Source organism: Mucilaginibacter sp. P4_C11, assembly GCF_056402115.1.
Genome location: NZ_JBFUIA010000003.1, coordinates 229,718 through 248,488, shown reverse-complemented (window position 1 = coordinate 248,488; position 18,771 = coordinate 229,718). Strand labels below are relative to the sequence as shown.

The 18,771-nt window shown below is 43.9% G+C and carries 18 protein-coding genes; 8 read left to right on the top strand and 10 right to left on the bottom strand.

Features of this window, described 5'->3' with window-relative positions:
• Positions 1-12: 12 nt before the first annotated feature.
• Together AC1DU2_RS04305 and AC1DU2_RS04300 are read right to left on the bottom strand one after the other, a co-directional pair.
• Complete coding sequence (locus tag AC1DU2_RS04305; protein WP_477382952.1) at positions 13-1,278, bottom strand: aminotransferase class V-fold PLP-dependent enzyme; 1,266 nt, start codon at positions 1,276-1,278, stop codon at positions 13-15.
• Positions 1,268-2,755 (bottom strand): M1 family aminopeptidase, encoded by a 1,488-nt coding sequence (locus AC1DU2_RS04300; protein ID WP_477382951.1) that lies wholly within the window; start codon positions 2,753-2,755, stop codon positions 1,268-1,270. Before AC1DU2_RS04300 ends, AC1DU2_RS04305 begins: the two co-directional genes overlap by 11 nt.
• A 168-nt stretch (positions 2,756-2,923) precedes the next feature.
• Here AC1DU2_RS04300 and AC1DU2_RS04295 point away from each other — a divergent pair, with 168 nt between their 5' ends.
• The 3 genes from AC1DU2_RS04295 to AC1DU2_RS04285 all read left to right on the top strand — a co-directional run bounded on the left by AC1DU2_RS04295 (position 2,924) and on the right by AC1DU2_RS04285 (position 8,383).
• Entirely contained in the window at positions 2,924-3,829 is a 906-nt protein-coding gene (locus AC1DU2_RS04295) for a glycoside hydrolase family 16 protein (protein ID WP_477382950.1), read from the top strand.
• 148 nt (positions 3,830-3,977) lie between these two features.
• Positions 3,978-4,463 (top strand): DUF2165 family protein, encoded by a 486-nt coding sequence (locus tag AC1DU2_RS04290; RefSeq protein ID WP_477382948.1) that lies wholly within the window; start codon positions 3,978-3,980, stop codon positions 4,461-4,463.
• Positions 4,464-4,699: 236 nt separating this feature from the next.
• Entirely contained in the window at positions 4,700-8,383 is a 3,684-nt protein-coding gene (locus AC1DU2_RS04285) for a family 78 glycoside hydrolase catalytic domain (RefSeq protein ID WP_477382946.1), read from the top strand.
• Between the two features lie 416 nt (positions 8,384-8,799).
• On the opposite strand, the gene AC1DU2_RS04280 is transcribed toward AC1DU2_RS04285, so the two are convergent.
• The 6 genes from AC1DU2_RS04280 to AC1DU2_RS04255 form a co-directional block, all read right to left on the bottom strand.
• Positions 8,800-9,798 (bottom strand): hypothetical protein, encoded by a 999-nt coding sequence (locus tag AC1DU2_RS04280; RefSeq protein WP_477382944.1) that lies wholly within the window; start codon positions 9,796-9,798, stop codon positions 8,800-8,802.
• 37 nt (positions 9,799-9,835) lie between these two features.
• A complete protein-coding gene (locus AC1DU2_RS04275) occupies positions 9,836-10,009 on the bottom strand; it encodes a hypothetical protein (protein ID WP_477382942.1) in 174 nt (57 codons plus the stop codon).
• 120 nt (positions 10,010-10,129) lie between these two features.
• Positions 10,130-10,504, bottom strand: coding sequence for a hypothetical protein (locus AC1DU2_RS04270; RefSeq protein ID WP_477382941.1), 375 nt, complete (start codon positions 10,502-10,504; stop codon positions 10,130-10,132).
• 35 nt (positions 10,505-10,539) lie between these two features.
• Positions 10,540-11,295 (bottom strand): SDR family oxidoreductase, encoded by a 756-nt coding sequence (locus tag AC1DU2_RS04265; protein WP_477382940.1) that lies wholly within the window; start codon positions 11,293-11,295, stop codon positions 10,540-10,542.
• A 71-nt stretch (positions 11,296-11,366) separates the two neighbouring features.
• The gene (locus AC1DU2_RS04260; RefSeq protein WP_477382939.1) at positions 11,367-11,939 is read right to left on the bottom strand and encodes a Crp/Fnr family transcriptional regulator; all 573 of its coding nucleotides are present in this window, start codon (positions 11,937-11,939) and stop codon (positions 11,367-11,369) included.
• Between the two features lie 15 nt (positions 11,940-11,954).
• Positions 11,955-12,521: a Crp/Fnr family transcriptional regulator gene (locus AC1DU2_RS04255; RefSeq protein ID WP_477382938.1), complete on the bottom strand. Its 567-nt coding sequence runs from the start codon at positions 12,519-12,521 to the stop codon at positions 11,955-11,957.
• Positions 12,522-13,047: 526 nt separating this feature from the next.
• Between AC1DU2_RS04255 and AC1DU2_RS04250 the strand changes: the two genes are divergently transcribed.
• A complete protein-coding gene (locus tag AC1DU2_RS04250) occupies positions 13,048-13,617 on the top strand; it encodes a pyridoxamine 5'-phosphate oxidase family protein (RefSeq protein WP_477382937.1) in 570 nt (189 codons plus the stop codon).
• A 116-nt stretch (positions 13,618-13,733) separates the two neighbouring features.
• Here AC1DU2_RS04250 and AC1DU2_RS04245 read toward each other — a convergent pair whose 3' ends face one another.
• Positions 13,734-14,081 carry a hypothetical protein gene (locus AC1DU2_RS04245; RefSeq protein WP_477382936.1) on the bottom strand — a complete coding sequence of 116 codons (348 nt, stop codon included), beginning with the start codon at positions 14,079-14,081 and terminating at the stop codon, positions 13,734-13,736.
• A 173-nt stretch (positions 14,082-14,254) separates the two neighbouring features.
• Between AC1DU2_RS04245 and AC1DU2_RS04240 the strand changes: the two genes are divergently transcribed.
• From AC1DU2_RS04240 to AC1DU2_RS04225, 4 genes are all read left to right on the top strand, one after another.
• Entirely contained in the window at positions 14,255-14,674 is a 420-nt protein-coding gene (locus AC1DU2_RS04240; protein ID WP_477382935.1) for a pentapeptide repeat-containing protein, read from the top strand.
• 250 nt (positions 14,675-14,924) lie between these two features.
• Positions 14,925-15,284 (top strand): hypothetical protein, encoded by a 360-nt coding sequence (locus AC1DU2_RS04235; RefSeq protein WP_477382934.1) that lies wholly within the window; start codon positions 14,925-14,927, stop codon positions 15,282-15,284.
• A gap of 269 nt (positions 15,285-15,553) precedes the next feature.
• Positions 15,554-15,931 carry a chorismate mutase gene (locus AC1DU2_RS04230; RefSeq protein WP_477360672.1) on the top strand — a complete coding sequence of 126 codons (378 nt, stop codon included), beginning with the start codon at positions 15,554-15,556 and terminating at the stop codon, positions 15,929-15,931.
• A 296-nt stretch (positions 15,932-16,227) separates the two neighbouring features.
• Complete coding sequence (locus AC1DU2_RS04225; protein WP_477382933.1) at positions 16,228-17,688, top strand: glycoside hydrolase family 30 protein; 1,461 nt, start codon at positions 16,228-16,230, stop codon at positions 17,686-17,688.
• A 134-nt stretch (positions 17,689-17,822) separates the two neighbouring features.
• On the opposite strand, the gene purU is transcribed toward AC1DU2_RS04225, so the two are convergent.
• Positions 17,823-18,650, bottom strand: a complete 828-nt coding sequence (purU, locus tag AC1DU2_RS04220) for a formyltetrahydrofolate deformylase (RefSeq protein ID WP_477382932.1) — start codon at positions 18,648-18,650, stop codon at positions 17,823-17,825.
• Positions 18,651-18,771: the final 121 nt, after the last annotated feature.

Genomic DNA, 18,771 nt, shown 5'->3' with positions numbered 1-18,771 from the left:
CTGTTCCATTAATCAGGAAAGCACACTGATCAGGTGCTCAATATCGCCCATGGTGTTGTATACAGATGGCGATATCCGGAACCGGTTTTCATAAAGCTGTATGTTAATACCTGCCGCTGCCAGTTTTTGGTGCAGTTTTTTTTCGGCGCCTTGCAGGGCAAAGCTTACTATCGGCGATGTTGATTCGCTTGGCGTCATGGGTTGGTAACCCAGCTTGGGCAATTCCTGTTGCAGTTTATCAAGCAGGGGCTGGCGGTACTTTTGTATGTTATCTACACCTGTTTGCAGCAGGTAGTTTAAGGAGTAAATAAGTGCCGGCACGGCGGCATTGCCCAGGGTGCCCACTTCAAAATAGTTGCGGGTTTTGTCGCCCTGCACAAATTCAAATGAGGTGTTCCCGGCAGCATCAAAAGGGAAAACATGCGATTGCATGTCTTTTAGCTGGCGGTAGCCAAACTGGCTGCGTTTAATGAGTGGCAGCCTGTCTTTCCGCACGTATAAAAACCCTGCGCCAAAATCGCCCATTAGCCATTTGTAGGTGGCACATGCACAAAAATCAACACCAAGGGCATGCACATCTATGGGTACCGCGCCTGCTGCCTGTATAATATCCGCGTACACCAGGGCTCCCCTGGCATGGGCTATATCGCAAAGCGCCTTCAAATCGTGCTGGAAGCCGTTAATCATCGATACCAGCGAAACGGCTACCAGTTTTGTACCCGGTGTTATGGCGGCATCCATATCGGCCAGGTCAATCTTATTGTTTTTGGGTATAACCATTTTTACATCCGCGCCCCGCCTGGCCATTTCCGAGTATAGGTACAACGAACCATCAAAATGGTAGGCATCGGTAACTATCCTGGCGGCTGTGCCCGGTAAGCCAAGGCCATTTACTACCAGGTTTTCGCCAGCCATAGTGCTGGGCACCCATGAAATTTCGTCGGCATCGGCATTTATAAGGCGGGCAAATAAGGTGCGGGCGGTGTTTCTGTCCTGGTCAATAGTATCTGCCGCTTTTCCATTCGCCATCCTGAAATCAAGGTAGCTTTTAATGTTTTTGGCGCTGCCAATGCTCATAGGGTGGGTATAAGCGGCGTTTAAAAATGTTCCTTTAATCGCAAACTGATCCCTGGCTGGGAGTGGGTTGTCGTTAACTAACCCCGTGCCGGGCTCGTTAGCCTGGTTTTTGGCCAAACTGTTTAATAATCCCGGGGCAAATGGCAGTACGCCCAACAGGGAAAGTAGGCTCCTGCGCGATGGGCTGTAATTATTGGGCATAGATTTTTTTTAAATTGATTGTTTTGCCTATGGTTAAAACCGGTATACTATCGTGGTAATCCATCTTAAAGCCATCAATCAGCCGGATGGTTTTAAAGTTGAGCGGTTTGCCTTTAATCAGGTAGGTTTGAATTTCGTTTCTGACCTGCTTTTCGGGGATGAATTTTGATGCCGCGGCGATATAATCGTCCAAAGTTAAATTGGCGGCCGGGTTTGCGGCATGAATCTGCCGGTTTCTTTTAAATAAGGTCAGCAGGAAATCCCGGATAGAAAGTTTGCCGGCCGAGGCAAGCCGGATTTGGTTATCAAAGTAAAACGCATATATAAAGCCTCTTTTATAAGGCAGGGTCTGGTAGTTTTTATCAATCCAGAATTTGGCAGCGATTGAATCATTTGGCGCGTTTTTTACCTGGCTGCTATAATGGTCGTACAAATTGTTTTTATTCATATAACCCAAAAAGGCGGCTTTATCCTGTATGCCCGATTTTACCAGGTTAATCAGCGTCACGTAATCGTTAAATCCTTCGCCAAACCATTGGTTGTCAAATTCATCGTTGCCAATTTGCATGTTATTGCCAATCCACGAGTGCGAGGTTTCATGAGCCAGTACCCGTTTTTTGTCGTCATCAAATTTTCCGGAATAACGCATAACAAAGCCGTGCTTCTGGCTGTACCCGGTAGCCCATGGTTTGTCAATTGATAAAAGCGGCAGCACGCTGATGTAATAATAGGGCGCTTTATTGTCGTTCCAAAAATCGCGCAGCCCCGGAAAATAGCGCTCAAAAAAGGGCTTAAGTTCCGCTTTTAAGTTATTAATGGTGTCACTTTTTGATGTAATGGAATAATAGGGTATGCCGTGTACTTTGTAGGTGTTAATTACTAGGTTGGCGCCCATCAGCATCAATACATCCTGCTCCTGTTTAAGCGTAATGGTTTGTTTAACACCCGGACCGGCACCAGCTGCGGTTGACATGAAATAAGGTAAACCCGCCGGAAATGTATCCCATTGGATACTTGCCTCCCTGGCCGGGTGCCCCACCGGGTTTATCATAAAAAACTGGGGCACCAGGTATAATATATTGGGCGTTATCAGCGGGCGAAACAATTCATCAACCGTTGCCCGTTTGGGGTTGCCAACCAATTGGCCGTTAATTGTATAACTTATTTTCGTAGGCCCCGCGCCGGTATGGTAAACCGTTATTTTTCTTTCGCGTGGTGTAAGCTTTATTTTGTCTTTAGTGGTGATGTTTTGCAGTACGTTAAAAATTTCCTTTTGACCGCCAAAATTGAGATCGCCGTAAATGAATACGGTGCTATCTTTGTTTGCAGGGGTATATTCGAGACTTACCTGCAGGATGGTCGATTTTCCGTCCCAGCCAAGATGATAGGCTAATGGAAGCGCAGTGTTTTTATTTTGCGCTTTTACAAACAGGGGAATACTGCAAAGAAGATAAACTACCGGTAGCAATCGGGTCATGGGCTGTTTTAATATCTGGCTACAATATATAAAATTTGCACCGCATTAAAACCACGGGCCTCATTGGAGGGGTAGGGCGGAGTCGTAAACAACCCAGTCCTCATTGATTGTCCATAAATTAGGCGCTTACAGATATAAAACCCGATATTGACCAATAAAAATAATACCATGGCAATAGCCCCGAATACAAAGCTTTTTACCACTAAGCATTACCATAAACCAACTACCCTTTTTGTTGTGATGAAACGGATGGTATTAAGTTTAGCATTCCTGGCACCTTTAAAAGCGCAAAGCCAGCAAATACAGCCGGATACCGTTGGCGGATACAAACAGGTTTGGGCCGATGAATTTAATAACGAGGGATCGCCAAACCCCGCCAACTGGAAGTTTGAGCAGGGTTTTGTACGCAACCATGAAGACCAATGGTACCAGGCCGCCAATGCCACCTGCCACAACGGGTTATTGGTAATAGAAGCTAAAAAGGTGCACCTGCCCAATCCCGCGTATGTGCCTAACAGTACCGACTGGCAGACCAGCCGACCGTTTATTGAATATACATCGGCCTGTATGAATACAGGTGGACTGCAAAGCTGGCAATATGGCCGGCTGATTATGCGGGGCCGTATAAATACCGATGCAGGCTTATGGCCGGCTTTCTGGACCTTAGGCCTTAACAATCCCTGGCCATCAAACGGCGAGATTGACATTATGGAATTTTACCAGGATAAACTGTTGGCCAACATCGCTTGCGGTACCGATGCACCCTACCAGGCCAAATGGTATAGCAATGTAAAAAAACTCGATGAATTTGAACCCGGCTGGAACCAGCGCTTTCATACCTGGCGAATGGATTGGGACGAAACCTCCATTAGCCTGTATGTTGATGATATATTGCTTAACCACGTGGCTTTAAAAGACCTGGTTAACCAGGATGGCAGCAACTTTAATCCCTTTAAACAGCCGCACTACATCCTCCTGAACCTGGCCATTGGCGGCGATAACGGCGGCGAACCATCGGCAACCACTTTTCCAAAACGGTTTGAGGTTGATTATGTACGTGTGTATCAAAAATGAAATAGGGATAACGGTTTTTGACTTGGGACTTGGTGCTAGCAGCTATAAAATAAGCCTGTCTTTTTGACGCAATCCTTTTGGGTTTTACAAACAAAAAACGGCATCTTCGTTTAATAAACCATAGCCAATTATGTACCCGGTTCAATTCATGTTTAGGTTAGCCAAGGCGATTGCCGTGGCTGCAATTGCCCTGATGGCATTACTGGTTGTTATCGGGAATACGACCGATTATTTTACCAATTACCGGTTTGTTGAGCATGTAATGAAAATGGATACCGTTTTTCCGGGCAGCCATTTATACTATAGGCATGTAAACAATGTTTTTCTGTTTCATGCGGGCTATATTATGCTTATTGCGTTCGAGGCTGCAATGGCCTTTTGCTGTACTAAAGGCAGCCTGATGCTTTTTAAAAATTTAAAATCGGCCGCTTATGTATTTCATGCATCCAAAAATTGGGCTGTGGCAGGCATTACCATAGGTATCATCATCTGGTTTTTAGGTTTTGAAGTTATAGGCGGCGAATGGTTTGCCATGTGGCAAAGCAGCATTTGGAATGGGCTGGGTGCCGCCGAAAGAATTGTTAGCTTCCTGGTGTTGGTGCTTATCCTTTTGCATTTTAAAGATGAAGAATAAACCGGCAAATTTCTAAAAGACAGTTCATGACGGTTTCACCGTTTCAACACGTATTATTGTGTAAATAATTATAAAACCACTTTCTGTTTTTTATTGGGTTGATACATGCTGTCGGGGCTGCAATGCCTGCGATAGCCGTAATTTATTGTATGGGCAATAGGTGAAACCGGTGTGTATACAAGCCAATGATTGGTTTTATTATTGAAATTATTAAACTTAGTTAACTATACCCCTTCATGAAAAAGAGTTGCCTGTTCGCTTTTAAAAGTATTACGCTTGTTTTCGCCTTAGTTTTTGTGATTTTTCCTGGTAATAATGCGGCGGCGTTTGTCATGCAGCCAAAGGCCAATCCTGCTGCAAGTATTGATAACCTGCAGGTGGAGTATACAGATAAGCCCATTGGTATTGATGTGGAAACTCCCCGCTTTAGCTGGCAAATGAAAGCGCCGGCAGGGGCAAGGGGCTATGTGCAGCTATCATACCAGCTCGAAGTAAAAGATGGCGCAGGCAAACCCGTTTGGGCCACCGGGAAAATAAGCAGCAGCAAATCATCGAATATTGAATATGCAGGCAAAAAGCTTAAAGCGGCCACCCGTTACAACTGGAAAGTTACCGTTTGGGACCAAACCGGGGCCATGTTAACCAATACCTCGTGGTTTGAAACGGGTTTGATGGATCCCGACCCCAAATTATCGGCCTGGGATGGCGCCACCTGGATTGGCGGCGGCAATAACGATTTGGTTTTATACTCCAAATACCTGCCCGTTTTTAATATGAATTACAAGCTGGCCATAGCGCCCGGCAGCACCCGTGCAAGCATCATTATGGGTGCCAATGATGCCCGGTTAATGGATAAAAACAAAAATATTTTCCAGGTTGAAAGTAAAAAGGATGAGAGTTATTTTAAGATCGAGCTGGATATTTCAAAGCTGGGCAGCGCCGGTACAGGTAACGCAAAAATTAACGTATACCGTAGCGGTTATACGGGTAATGATACAGCTACGCGTGTTGTTAAATCGTTTGATATTAAAACAAGTGTAATTAACGAAGGCAATAAAAATAAAGAGCATCGTTTTGAAATTGATAACGAAATGGGCACTTTAACCTTTAGCGTAGATGGTGACTATGATTTTCTTGTAGATAACGATAAAACACCCGTGGCCGACCAGCGCGGTTTCCCGCCGCGTACGCACAAGGCGGTAATTACCCTTAACCCGCTGGGCGCACGCGATGTAATCACCTACGGGTTGCTTTGCGATATTGGTTATGCCTTGGCTCCCGGTCAGCAGGCCGCATTTTCGGGGCTGGAAGTATCCAACGCGCGTAAACCGGGAAATATTTTGTTTAAGGAGGATTTATCGGCAAAAAATTATGGAGGTATTTATAAATCTTTCATAGGTGAAGCTACATCCGGCATCAGCATCAAAAACGAGCGGTTTGTGGTTTCGGGCGGTAGCCAGGGTGTTTTTGCGGTGGCCGATCCAAGCCACAACTCCATGCCAATGCTGCGTACTCAATTTGAAACAAACAGCAAAAAAATTGCAAGCGCCCGCCTGTACGTTACCGCCCGCGGCATTTATGAGGTGTACCTGAATGGCAAACGCGTAGGTAACGATTATTACAACCCAGGCTTAACGCAATACAACATTACCCACCTGTACCAAACCTATGATGTTACCACGATGGTTACCAACGGGCAAAATGCTTTGGGCGCCATGCTGGGCGAAGGCTGGTGGAGCGGCCTGCTAAGCTACGGCTCTATCTGGAACCATTTTGGCGACAGGCAATCGTTGCTGGCCAAACTGGTGATTAAATATGCCGACGGTTCAAAAAAAGTAATTACTACCAACGATAAAGATTGGAAGTATTATAACAAAGGCCCTATAGTTTACAGCAGCCTGGATATGGGCGAAGTTTATGATGCCTCGTTAGAAGCCGGGATAAACAACTGGAATACGGTAAACTATAATGATAATGCCTGGCAAAAGGCGGTTAAGGTATCTGTGGATGGTACCACCTATTCGGGTGTATCCTATGATTTTTTTGGCCATAAAGATGAGCTTAACTACGATAAGCTATCGCTGATTGGGCAAATTGGCCAGCCGGCCGGCATCTACAAAACGCTTACCGCCAAAAGCATCCAGGAGGTACGCAAAGGTGTTTATGTGTACAACATGGGGCAAAATATGGTGGGCGTGCCCAAAATTTATATCAAAGACGGCAAGGCTGGTAAAAAGTTATTGTTGCGTTATGCCGAAGTTTTATACCCGGCCCTCAAAGAATCGGGCAAGAATGTAGGGATGATCATGACCGAGAATTACCGCGGGGCTCTGAGCCAGGATGTGTATACCATGAAGGATGGCGAGCAAACATTTCAGCCGCACTTTACATCGCATGGGTATCAATATATTGAAATTACCGGGGTTGATGGGCCGCTGCCGTTAAACGCGGTGCAGGGTTTAGCCATGAGTTCTATCCACAAGCTAACGGCCGACTACGTAACGTCAAACCCCAAAGTGAACAAGCTGTGGTCAAACCTTACCTGGTCAAACATCGATAACTTTTTAACCATCCCTACCGATTGCCCGCAACGAAACGAGCGGATGGGCTGGTCGGGCGATATCAGTATTTTTTCGCGTACGGCTACCTATCTGTCCAACAGCGATCAGTTTTTAAGGCGGCACCTGTTTGCCATGCGCGATGTGCAAATGACTAACGGTAAGTTTACAGATATTGCCCCCGTGGGCGGCGGTTTTGGCGGCTTACTTTGGGGTAGCGCTGGTATTACTATTCCATGGGAAGCATATCAGCAATATGAGGATGTGGCCTTGTTGAAAGAGCATTATCCGGCCATGGCCAGGTACATGAGTTTTCTTGACTCCACCATCAGCAAAAAAACAGGCCTCAGTACCGATTCGCAATTAGGCGATTGGCTTGGCCCTCAAAATAACCAGCAGGGTACCGATTACCTGGTAACCGCCTATCATATCTTTGACCTGGGTATTATGGTAAAAGTTGCCATGGCTTTAAATAAACCCGACGATGCTGCCAAATACCAGGAAAGGTATAACGAGCGCAAAGCCTTTTTTAACAAAACCTTCGTGAATGCCGATAAAAAAGCTTTGGGGCTTTTGGGCGGGGGCATATTTGCACCACGCGACGCAAAGCAGGAATTTAAAGTGGCCGACTTACAAACACCTTACGCGGTGGGCCTGTCGGTAGGGGCCTTTAGTGATGAAAATATCCCCTACATGGCAAAAAATCTGCAGGATGCCGTGGAGCGCGAAAGCAAGGACGATGGCGGTATTACCCGCCCTAAATACTCCTTAATGACCGGCTTTATAGGTACGGCATGGATCAGCAAATCGCTATCCGATTACGGGCACGCCGACCTTGCCTACAAAGTACTGCAAAACAACCATTACCCATCATGGCTGTATGCCATTGACCAGGGCGCAACAACGATTTGGGAACGCCTGAACGGCTACACGGTAGAAAACGGCTTCGGTGGTAACAACAGCATGAATTCATTTAACCACTACTCCTTTGGCGCTATTGGCCAGTGGATGATGGCCTACTCACTGGGCATCCAGCGCGGCGAAGTTGGTTTTAAAAACTTTATCCTGCAACCCGAACCCGACCCAACCGGCCAGATGACCTACGCCAAAGGCTACTACGATTCGCCCTACGGAAGGATTAGCAGCAGCTGGAAAACGGCAGGCAACACACTGGTTTATAACGCCACCGTACCGGCAAATACCAAAGCCACTTTATACTTGCCTGCTCTATCTGCTTCGGCGGTAACCGAAGCCGGCAAGCCTGCGGATAAGGTAAAAGGGATCAAGTTTTTGAAATATGCCAATGGGAAGGCTGTTTATGAGCTGGCATCGGGGAGTTATGTATTTAATGTGGGGAAATAGAGGGAGGGCTCCGATACGATTAAGGTAAGGAATGAGAGATGGTTTTAATGTCGAATAGTGAAGGAAAACCCTCAGTGTTGGATATTTGAAATTTATTATTCGATATTGTTGTACGTGCATCGTGGTTTGAAAGCTGAGGACAAAGGAAGTCTGCGGAGAGGGGGGCGAGTTTGGACAGTTCTCGAACTATTTTATTGAAGACTTGAGGGAAATTGCATTTTTAGCCCTGGGGTTCGATTCCCCTAAGGGAAGGCAGCTTGAATAACGATGGTTTTGGTTTTTAAAAAACCGAAAGTGAGCTACTTAAGGTCACTGTTAAAGAGTTCAATGTTTGCTAATACAAGAAATACCGAAAATTACCGAATACCGCGGGAAGATAAAAAGCCTTGGGAATGCGATTAAAAGACGCGCGTCTTTTAATTGTCCTGGTAGAGTTCTACGCCTTCGGGTCTTTGCAGGTCCTGAATCCAGCTTTGAATGTAAAAGCACAGGTTCTTTCGTTCCGGACCCGATGGTAATAAACCCCTGGAGCCAAACACAATAAGGCCGAGCGCAATACAATGACCAATGTCCATCCGCATAAGCAAGCCCAGGCTGTAGCCGGCAATAAAATTTTGCCGGGCATCTGAAGCAATCTCTATGTTGTGATCTACCTTCCTCCGCGAAAGAACAAATTGTTCGTCATCTGAATATAATATGGCGTCGTTTGCTGAATAAATCAAGAGATTGTTGATATTCATAGTTCTGAAAATCGAAAAATACTTCTTTTTCAGATCTGAAAAAGATTGTTCGGCAATTTCTGTACCCGGTTGTACGCCATTTAATATCATCCATAATTTGATAGCTTCATTTTCGTCCAGCGCAACCGTCACTTTTCCGTGCAGCGAAAAATTGCTGATTAAATCAAGCGCTTCATCTACTTCAAAAGATAGCTTTGGTGCAGCATCGCCCAGGTAAAAAATATATTCCTGATCGGTTTTACCAAGCGGCTTAATGACATCTGTGAGTAACCCCTCCCACACAACAGAAGCTTCACTTAGCGTAGCCCAGTCATCAAAAGCGATTGCGCGGCTATCGCGAAACAGGGATTGAAGATCTTTAATAAATGCGCTATCCTTAAAAAGCTCCCGTTTATGTTTTTCTATTTCCACTGTGGATGTAATAACATTGAGCCGGGAAAGTACTTGCAAACCTTGACTTGAATTTAAAATAAGGCTGCGTATTCCCAAAATGTCTAAAATACCAGGGAGCGGTAATTCTTTGATGCCAAATTCACCTAACGATGCGCCGGGTCCCGGCAGTGCTGAGTGCTCTTTGGATATTCCGCGACTTACATACACGTGCTCTTCAATATTAAAGTTGTCAATTACAGTTAACAGATCCCTTAATATCGGACCGGTATTTTTGATTTCCATATTATAAGCTACCATAATTAAATCTTTTTAAACGATTTTAAATATTTGAATGAAAGGGCTGCTCTACCATTCTTAAGGCATCGTCCATATATTCGCCACCCTCGGTTAAGCTTTCCTCATTGGGATCAAAATCTTTTTCTGCTTCTTCACCGGCCTGGCCATTATCTGTAGTTTTGGGATCCAAAACAGGCCCAAATAAAAAGTTATTCATTTCGTTTTGCTTTTTTTATAATCAATAATTGAGATATAATAGCCTGGCACTGCCTTACGGCGATCGTGAATGGCATAGCCTCTGTTTCATGCAGCGCCAGGCTCGTTATGGAAAGAATCGTCAATGGAGCGACATAGATGATTCCTTAACAACCTGCCATCTTCCCGATAAATATTGCCAGATAACGGTAAAAAATTTCCTATTCAATTTGCCGTCGAAGACTAATTCACGCGTAATCACCACCATACCCAGGTTTTCATCGCATACGGCATAATGAAACTCAGTTTTGCTGGATAAGGGCTCGGCGTTTGAATCTTTATTGCCTTGTACAAATCCAACAAGCTGCTCTTTATCCATAGTATCCACTGTGCCATTTTCATCAACCTTAACTATCAGCAGGTTATCTGCATAAATTTGTTTTACATAGGGCACATTAAAATGCGTCGCCTCATAAATGAGCTTTTTTGTTAATTCAATTAATTGTTCGCTGTTCATTTTTTCTTAATTTTTCAGGAATTGATGATTTAATCTTACCGTTGATTCTCAGCGATAGCAATCCAGTCCGCATAATGGTTCTTGCCCAAAAAAACCGCATTTTCAGGCGCCAGGGTGTCGGCATCCAACGGTGCACCGGAATATAATGCTTTGACATCTGCAACTATTTCATGGTGCTTATGTGTCGCCTGTTCGTATTGTTTAACCCATGCAACCATATTAAATTTATCCGGCCCGCCAATTTCCAGTATTCTGTTAACCGGCTTACTCAGTGCAACGTCTGCCATAAACGAGGCAACATCTTTGCTCGCAATTGGTTGTATGTTGGCATCCGGCAATATTACTTTTCCGTCCGTCATGCTCATTTGAACAATACCACCAGCAAATTCAAAAAATTGTGTTGCATGAACGATGGTATAAAGAATACCCGATGCTTTGATCATATCTTCCTGAACTTGTTTGGCCCTGAAATAGCCGCTGGCTTGTAATTTTTGTGTACCTACCACCGACAAGGCGACATGGTGTTGTACGCCTGCTGCTTTTTCTGCTGCGAGCAGGTTTTGATTAGCGGTTTTGAAAAAGTTCATCACAGCTGCATCTTCAAAAGAAGGTGAGTTGGACACATCCACTACTACTTGCGCTCCTTTTAACACTTCATGTAAACCTTCGCCCGTAAGGATGTTCACACCCGTGTTGAGTGAAGCAGCGATTACTTCGTGTCCGGTATGCTGTAACTGATTTACTGTTTGGCTGCCTATAAGGCCGGTTCCGCCGATAACTACAATTTTCATCTTATGTGTTTTTTTAGTTAGTTGTACAACACAAAGATGGCTATAGCTGTCTCCTGAAAACTTAAGCTGGTTTAAGAAATATATTCCTCCTGCAGCACGCTTAAAGCCTCGGGTGAAACACCCATATAAGAAGCAAAAATAGTATCCGGAATTCTCAGGATCACTTCAGGATAGGTGGTTTTGAAATAGTGATAAAAATCTTTTTTGGATACCGTGGCAAATGTCTTTTGTTTAAGCAAAGCTGCTCCATAAGCCCGCTCATGGATCTTATTGAAATACAAGGCCAATAAGGGGAATTGCAACTGGAGGGCCTCGTAATTTTTTCGGCTTATAAAGGTGATTTCTGAATCTTCCATCGCCACGATCGAATAAGCAGCAGGTTTGCCATCGCAGAAAGCTTTATAGTCGGTTATCCACCAGTTCTCCAACGCGAAATGAATAACCTGCTTTTCATGATTGTTTTCATAAAACAAATACAGACAGCCTGTATTAACAAAGTAAATGGTATCGCAAATGTCTCCCTCCCGCAAAAGCAATTCCTCTTTCATTACTGTTTTTGTTTGAAGGAATAACAACATTTGCTCCCATTCGGCAGCAAATGCGGGAACAAGTTTTTGTATGTGCTGATATAATTGTCCGGTCATGGATTATCTTTTCTTTTACTTCTTTTTCCGCAACTCGCTTAGGTATTCCGGGGTAAAACCTAAAAACGAAGCTAAAACTTTTTGTGGGACCCTTTGCAGGAATGCCGGATATTTAGATCGAAATAAATCATAAAATTCATCTTTAGGCATCCTTGAGATCATGCGGATCCGCGATAAGGATGCCGCATAGGCCCGTTCATATATCAATCTGAAATATTTCTCCATAACCGGGACCTTTGCCAATATCAATTCGTAATTCCGCGCCGTAATGGCCAGTACTTCGGTTGCTTCCAGCGCCTGGATGGTATAGGAAGATTTCCGTTCAGACAGAAAAGCGTCTATATCTGTGATCCACCAATTTTCTAACGCCAGCTGCAATGTTTGTTCCGCTCCTTTATCATCGGTAAAAAACAAACGCAGGCAGCCTTTTACTACAAAAAAATAAGACGGGCAACGCTTGCCTTCTTCCAATAAAATGCCTTTCTTTTTGAATACTTTAGTTTCAAAAAACGCTAAAATCCGATCATCCTCCAGGTTTGGACTGTCGGTGATTTTTTGAATATGTTGTATAAGCGGGTGCATATTTTAAACTGAGACCCAAATATAAAAAACGAAAAAGAATTTGCAGGGTTTAGATAGTTTCAGGCTAGGGCCGGGTCGATTGCCTTTCTTAAGGCCGACTTTTCATTGTTACTACCACTCTTAAAGAAAACCCTCCCCGCGGAACTGCACTTGGTAATGAGTGCTATAAAGTTAGAATGTCAATTGCCAGTAAAGGAAAAGGAAAATCGGGAGGAGCAAGGGTAATTACCTGTTTCAGGTGGTACAAAGTACTGTTTATCTACTCACTCTTTTTGATAAAAGTGAAAAAGAAAACATTCCTGATAAAGAACTTACAGAGTTACTTAAATTTATTGATGATTAAGTCGGTTTAAAGATCTCCGGCGAGATAACTAGTACCGCCCCCGACAAAGTATTGACTTGCGTGAGAAGTTTAGCCCCCGTTTAAAGCTCATTATCTTATGAGCACTTACCCCCGTAGCCACCCCGCTTTCACAATAACTTAACGCTCGAAACGCCCAGCAGCTGCAATAATTTATTAAATTTGATGGACAAGAAAAATGAAACCACCATGGGAAAGTTTTTTGAAACCATCCAGCCTGCACACCAGGCTTTTATTGAAAAACAAAAAATGTTTTTTGTAGCCTCGGCACCGCTTGCTGCCAATGGGCATGTTAATTTATCGCCCAAAGGGATTGATAGCTTTAAGGTATTATCGGCCACCAGGGTAGCCTACATGGATATTATTGGCAGCGGTAACGAAACGTCGGCCCATCTCCTGGAAAATGGCCGGATCACTTTTATGTTTTGCGCTTTTGAGGGGCCGCCAAATATTCTGCGTTTATATGGCAATGGCTACACGGTGCTGCCCGGCGACGAAGAATGGCCGCTGTTGGCGCAGCATTTTGATATCCTGCTATCAACCCGGCAAATTATTGTGGCCAACGTTTACCAGGTACAAACATCCTGCGGCTTTAGCGTACCCTATTACAGCTACGAAGGTGAGCGCGACCAGGCTTACAAATGGGCTGCCAATAAAGGGGCCGAAGGATTGGAGGCCTATAAAAAAGAAAAAAACCTAATTAGTCTTGATGGGTTGCCAACGGCGCTGCACTAGTGTCGTGTCATCGATAAATTGACGGATAGTCTTTAGCCAAAAGCCTTAAGTTCTAAGTCAAAGAAGAAAAAAATCAACTTTATACTTACGAATTAGTACTGTTGACTTAACACTAGTCAGATATCGTCAATTGGGCGCCAAAGGGGTGGGTTATCCCTGAATTTGGTTAGCAGTTCAATTACTTCTTCAACTTCTGCAATGCTTAATTCATGCTGGCCTGCCGTGTAGGAGAATACATTGGCGGGTTGTTCAAAAGCAACAAAACCTAAATAATCGGGGTCGTTAATTTTGTCTAAATGTAAGGTGCTTTCTTTTTCTAAAGCTTGTTCTTCGTGGTCCCTGTCCCTGGCTATAAACAGGCTGTAGGTATAACTAATTACAGGGTGCCCGTCCAGGTGCGCTTCGGTATCGGGTATCACCATCAGCCGCAGGTGGCTGGTTAACGTGAAAAATATCGGTTTCATGATTGGTTTATTACAGCCTAACGTTTTCAGCACCAAATAGTTTGACGCAATTTGGATTGTAGCGCCTACAAACAGCGATGCCCCAATTGTCGCAAAAATACCCTTAAAATGTCTGATCAGGCCATTGCAATTCCTGGGCGCCTTTGTAAATTCGATTAACAAACAAAACTATTATGGAAAGTTCAAATAATCAGGCCGAAAAGCTTAGTATCATCGAAACCACCAAAGTAATTGATGCCAAATACGCGCACCTGGATGGATCGACATTTTTGATGCTCAAAATGAGCAACGCCAGCTTTAACGACGTTGAGCTGAGCAAACTTAAAATTACCAATGCCAACCTAAGCGACCTGGAGATTGAAGGCGCGCAGCTTGGCGGGGCCTACATCCACAACATTGGTATGCCGCCGGTGGGCCACCCGGCATACAACCCGGCAGCAAAACAACGCCCCCTGCGCTTTGATGACTGCGAACTGAGTCACAGCACCATCAACAACTGTAACCTGCAAGGCGTAGCCATAACCGACTGCAATATTACCGGTATGACCATCAACGGCATTTTGGTTGAGGATTTGCTGAATGGGAAGATATAGGGGAGTGCGGGAGTAGGGAGGCATCTAAAAAGGGCTGTCATGCTGAGCCCCGTTGAAGCATAGTGGGCAAAAGCCTCTCCGCGCCCCTTCGACAGGCTCAGTGTCACAGGCTTACGCACCTCGGAAATAGAACTCGTCATCTGCAGAAAATACTACATAAAATTATTTTCAATAAATATGGTACTATGTATTGTATAGTACTGTGTTTTGTATTAGCTTTGTGATGAGCGCGACACTAATACATATCATCATGAAAAAAATACAACAATTTATGGCCCTGGCAGGGCTTATGCTGCTGGCCACAGCCTGCCGCTTTGGCGGCCGGCACACCACCATTATTGAAAATGCCGACGGCAGAACCGTAAAGATTGAGTACCGCGGCCAAACCTATTTTACCGAGGATGGCAAGGCTATTAAGGCTATTTCGCCCCATGGATCGGTCTCCTGTATTATCAACAGCGATGACCTGGTAGCCGAGAACGATCATGGCAAGATTGTTTACGAAATAAACGGCGGCGGCAAACAAACCAACCTTGACGATTACGGAAAAGAGTTTTTAGCCAGGGCCGTCCACGAGATGATTAAACGCGGACATAATAGCGACAGGTAAACAGATTTGGGATGATCGTTTTGACGGAAAACCAGGGACTGAGCTCCCTGGTTTTTTAATTTTAGGTTAAACCGATAAGGATTATTAAAAAGTATCCAGATATTGTTATTTATTACCTAAAAATTGATAATTAGCAGTGTTTTTTGCATCATTTGTGTGGTTTTTTGTAGTTTTTTTGAAATTTTTTGACTGGCTTTTAACCGTCCATTTTCAAATCTTCAAATTCTCAAATCTTCAAATTAATCAGATAAATTTTATTAAATTGGGATATGAAAATACTCGCCCGATTTGGAGTTTTGTTATTGATGTATTTGTTTAACCTCAATTTAGCCACCGCGCAATCTGTACCGATGGAGACCCCTAAAAGCACCGATCAAACCCTGAAGATAAGCCGTAATAAAATTGATTCGCTGGATAAGCAACTCATAGCGCTGCTGGGCCAGCGGGAACAGGTGGTTAAGGAGATTGGCATTTACAAGGCCAAAAACAATATAGCCCCATTACAGGCCGATCGGTTTAAGCAGGTGCTTGAAAAGGCCGTTGCTGCGGGTAAAAAAGAAGGTCTGTCGGAAACGTTTATTACCGAGCTGATGAACGCCATCCACAAAGAAAGCCTGCGGATTGAAGAGGAACTTAAAAGCCAATAATTTATTTACAGCAGTCAGAATACTGCATTCAGAGTGTATAAAATACACAAATGTATGTTAGCGTATCAAAACATATTTACGGTATCGTTCCCGAATTTTTAACTGCTTGATTATTAGTAATATTTAAAATAGTTTTATTGGTATTAAACCGTATCAACTTGCCTGTAAATTGCTATAAATCAATTATTTATTGTGGTGCATATTTGCTTTATTCAAATTAACTTTCTTAATTTGGGATACCGGAACCGCTTCCCCTAATGGCTAATTGCCCGTCGGTAAACCAATTAAGATAAACCATGAATAAAAAAGTAATTATTACCTGTTTTATAGGAGCTGGCTTACTGCAGTTACCCGCGGCAAACGCCCAGGTTAAAGCGTCGTTTTCCACCGCGAATAAAAAGGTAAGTGTTATAGTTTCTGATAACGAACCGGGCATGAGGTTTAAAACTACCGAAACCCTAAAGTTTCAGGATAGCCCCCAGCCAGGCGAAACAGAAGTATCTGTTTTTGTTGATCCGGCAAAGTCGTTTCAAACCATGCTGGGCATTGGCGGCGCACTCACAGATGCCTCTGCCGAAACTTTTTACAAGCTGCCTAAGGATAAACAAAAAGAACTGTTAGCCGCCTACTATGATAAGAATAAGGGAATAGGCTACACCCTGGCCCGTACCAACATCCAAAGCTGCGATTTTTCGAGCGATAGCTACTCTTATATCAAAGAGGGCGACGGAGCGCTTAAAACTTTCAATATCGGTCATGACAGGGCTTACCGTATTCCATTTATCAAAGAAGCTATGGCTGCTGCCGGTGGCAAACTTACCTTGTTTGTATCGCCCTGGAGCCCGCCTGCTTTTATGAAGGATAATAACAGCCTGCTGCATGGCGGTAAACTGCTACCAAAATACTATCAAAGCTGGGCCAATTTTTATGGCAAATTTATAAGGGCTTATGAAAATGAAGGTATTCCTATTTGGGGCTTATCGGTACAAAATGAACCTATGGCATCGCAAAGCTGGGAATCATGTAAATATACAGCCGAGGAACAGCGCGATTTTGTAAAGAACTTTTTAGGCCCAACATTGGCCAAACAGGGCTTAAGCAGCAAAAAACTGATTGTATGGGACCACAACCGCGATTTGTTATATCAGCAAGCCAGCACCATTCTTGAAGACCCTGCTGCCGCTAAATACGTGTGGGGCATTGGTTTCCACTGGTATGAAACATGGACGGGAGCGGGGCAGCAATTTGAGTCGTTACGGCGTACGCACGAGGCTTTCCCTGCTAAAAACCTCATTTTTACCGAAGGCTGTATCGAAAAATACGACTTCAATAAAATTAACGATTGGTCGCTTGGCGAGCGTTATGGCCTGGCGATGATAAACGACTTTAATGCAGGAACCGTAGCATGGACGGATTGGAACATCCTACTGGATGAAAAAGGCGGCCCTAACCATGTTGGTAACTTTTGTTTTGCACCGGTACATGCCGATTTACGTAACGGCAGCCTTATTTACACCAGTTCGTACTATTATTTGGGGCATTTTAGCAAGTACATTCAGCCTGGTGCTAAGCGGGTTGCGGCCGTAGCCAGCCGCGACAAATTATTAACTACCGCTTACCTAAACCCTAACGGCAAGTTATCCGTAATAGTGATGAATCAAACCGACGAAAAAATTGAATATAGCCTGTGGATAAAAGGTAAAGCTGCTAAAACAACCAGCCAGCCACATTCCATTGCCACACTTGTAGTAGAGTAACAAAGATCTTTTTATAATCAACTAAATCTCAGATGTATGGTGGATCATTTATGGTCCACCATTATCGTTTTAAGTCAAAATTAAAAAGTCAAATATCAACTTTGATATATTGGGATTTAGCGACTTGAACGCGGTTACTCAAAAATTACGGTTTTGTTTTTTGATACAAATACGCGGTCTTCAAACACCAGCTTAAGCGCTCTGGCCAATACGGAAGTTTCAATTTCCTGCCCTGCCTTTACCATGGTTGCTGCTGTAAACGTATGATTCACCGGGATAATTTGCTGGGCGATGATAGGCCCTTCGTCAAGCTCATTTGATACAAAGTGTGCTGTTGCACCAATTAACTTAACACCACGTTCAAAAGCCTTACGGTAAGGATTTGCGCCAATAAAGGCAGGTAAAAACGAGTGGTGGATATTGATGATGCGCATAGGAAACTTGCTGACAAAATTTGGCGACAGGATACGCATGTATTTAGCTAACACAACATAGTCGGGCGTGTACCGTTCAACGGTTTCAATTACCTTTTGTTCAAATTCTTCTTTGGTGCCTTCTTCATGGGATATGTGGTGAAAAGGCATATCAAAGCGTTCGCAAATATTTTGTAGTGTAGCATGGTTACCAATAACACATTGCACAGTAGCGCCCAATGTTTTAAAATAATTACGAATAAGTATATCGGCAAGGCAGTGGTATTCTTTAGTTACCAGCACCACCACCTTTTTGTGGGGGAGGGGGTTTACCAGCACCACGGCACCATCGGGCAGCAGCCGTTTTAATAGTTGTTCCAGTTGTGCACTTTCGGGGTTATCATCAACTACAACCCGCATAAAAAATAAACCTTCGTTTTGATCCACATGTTCGCGCATGGATACGATGTTTAAATGCTGCCTGGCCAATATGGCTGCTATGTAAGCAACCAGGCCCACCTGGTCTTTACATTGAATGACTATAATCATGGTTTAATGATACAAAGAATTTGCTGCAAAATAACATAAGTAGTTATATAAAATAATTTTGCAGAAAATTGTAATGTGCTGTAGCAAAGCTTTAAATGCTTGCGTAATGCTTTATATAACC

Coding starts and splice junctions, on each gene's coding strand:
- AC1DU2_RS04245 (WP_477382936.1), bottom strand. CDS start 14,081: ATGAAACCGATATTTTTCACGTTAACCAGCCACCTGCGGCTGATGGTG.
- AC1DU2_RS04225 (WP_477382933.1), top strand. CDS start 16,228: ATGAATAAAAAAGTAATTATTACCTGTTTTATAGGAGCTGGCTTACTG.
- AC1DU2_RS04305 (WP_477382952.1), bottom strand. CDS start 1,278: ATGCCCAATAATTACAGCCCATCGCGCAGGAGCCTACTTTCCCTGTTG.
- AC1DU2_RS04280 (WP_477382944.1), bottom strand. CDS start 9,798: ATGGAAATCAAAAATACCGGTCCGATATTAAGGGATCTGTTAACTGTA.
- AC1DU2_RS04230 (WP_477360672.1), top strand. CDS start 15,554: ATGAAAATACTCGCCCGATTTGGAGTTTTGTTATTGATGTATTTGTTT.
- AC1DU2_RS04290 (WP_477382948.1), top strand. CDS start 3,978: ATGTTTAGGTTAGCCAAGGCGATTGCCGTGGCTGCAATTGCCCTGATG.
- AC1DU2_RS04275 (WP_477382942.1), bottom strand. CDS start 10,009: ATGAATAACTTTTTATTTGGGCCTGTTTTGGATCCCAAAACTACAGAT.
- AC1DU2_RS04255 (WP_477382938.1), bottom strand. CDS start 12,521: ATGCACCCGCTTATACAACATATTCAAAAAATCACCGACAGTCCAAAC.
- AC1DU2_RS04285 (WP_477382946.1), top strand. CDS start 4,700: ATGAAAAAGAGTTGCCTGTTCGCTTTTAAAAGTATTACGCTTGTTTTC.
- AC1DU2_RS04295 (WP_477382950.1), top strand. CDS start 2,924: ATGGCAATAGCCCCGAATACAAAGCTTTTTACCACTAAGCATTACCAT.
- AC1DU2_RS04250 (WP_477382937.1), top strand. CDS start 13,048: ATGGACAAGAAAAATGAAACCACCATGGGAAAGTTTTTTGAAACCATC.
- AC1DU2_RS04265 (WP_477382940.1), bottom strand. CDS start 11,295: ATGAAAATTGTAGTTATCGGCGGAACCGGCCTTATAGGCAGCCAAACA.
- AC1DU2_RS04300 (WP_477382951.1), bottom strand. CDS start 2,755: ATGACCCGATTGCTACCGGTAGTTTATCTTCTTTGCAGTATTCCCCTG.
- AC1DU2_RS04235 (WP_477382934.1), top strand. CDS start 14,925: ATGAAAAAAATACAACAATTTATGGCCCTGGCAGGGCTTATGCTGCTG.
- AC1DU2_RS04240 (WP_477382935.1), top strand. CDS start 14,255: ATGGAAAGTTCAAATAATCAGGCCGAAAAGCTTAGTATCATCGAAACC.
- purU (WP_477382932.1), bottom strand. CDS start 18,650: ATGATTATAGTCATTCAATGTAAAGACCAGGTGGGCCTGGTTGCTTAC.
- AC1DU2_RS04260 (WP_477382939.1), bottom strand. CDS start 11,939: ATGACCGGACAATTATATCAGCACATACAAAAACTTGTTCCCGCATTT.
- AC1DU2_RS04270 (WP_477382941.1), bottom strand. CDS start 10,504: ATGAACAGCGAACAATTAATTGAATTAACAAAAAAGCTCATTTATGAG.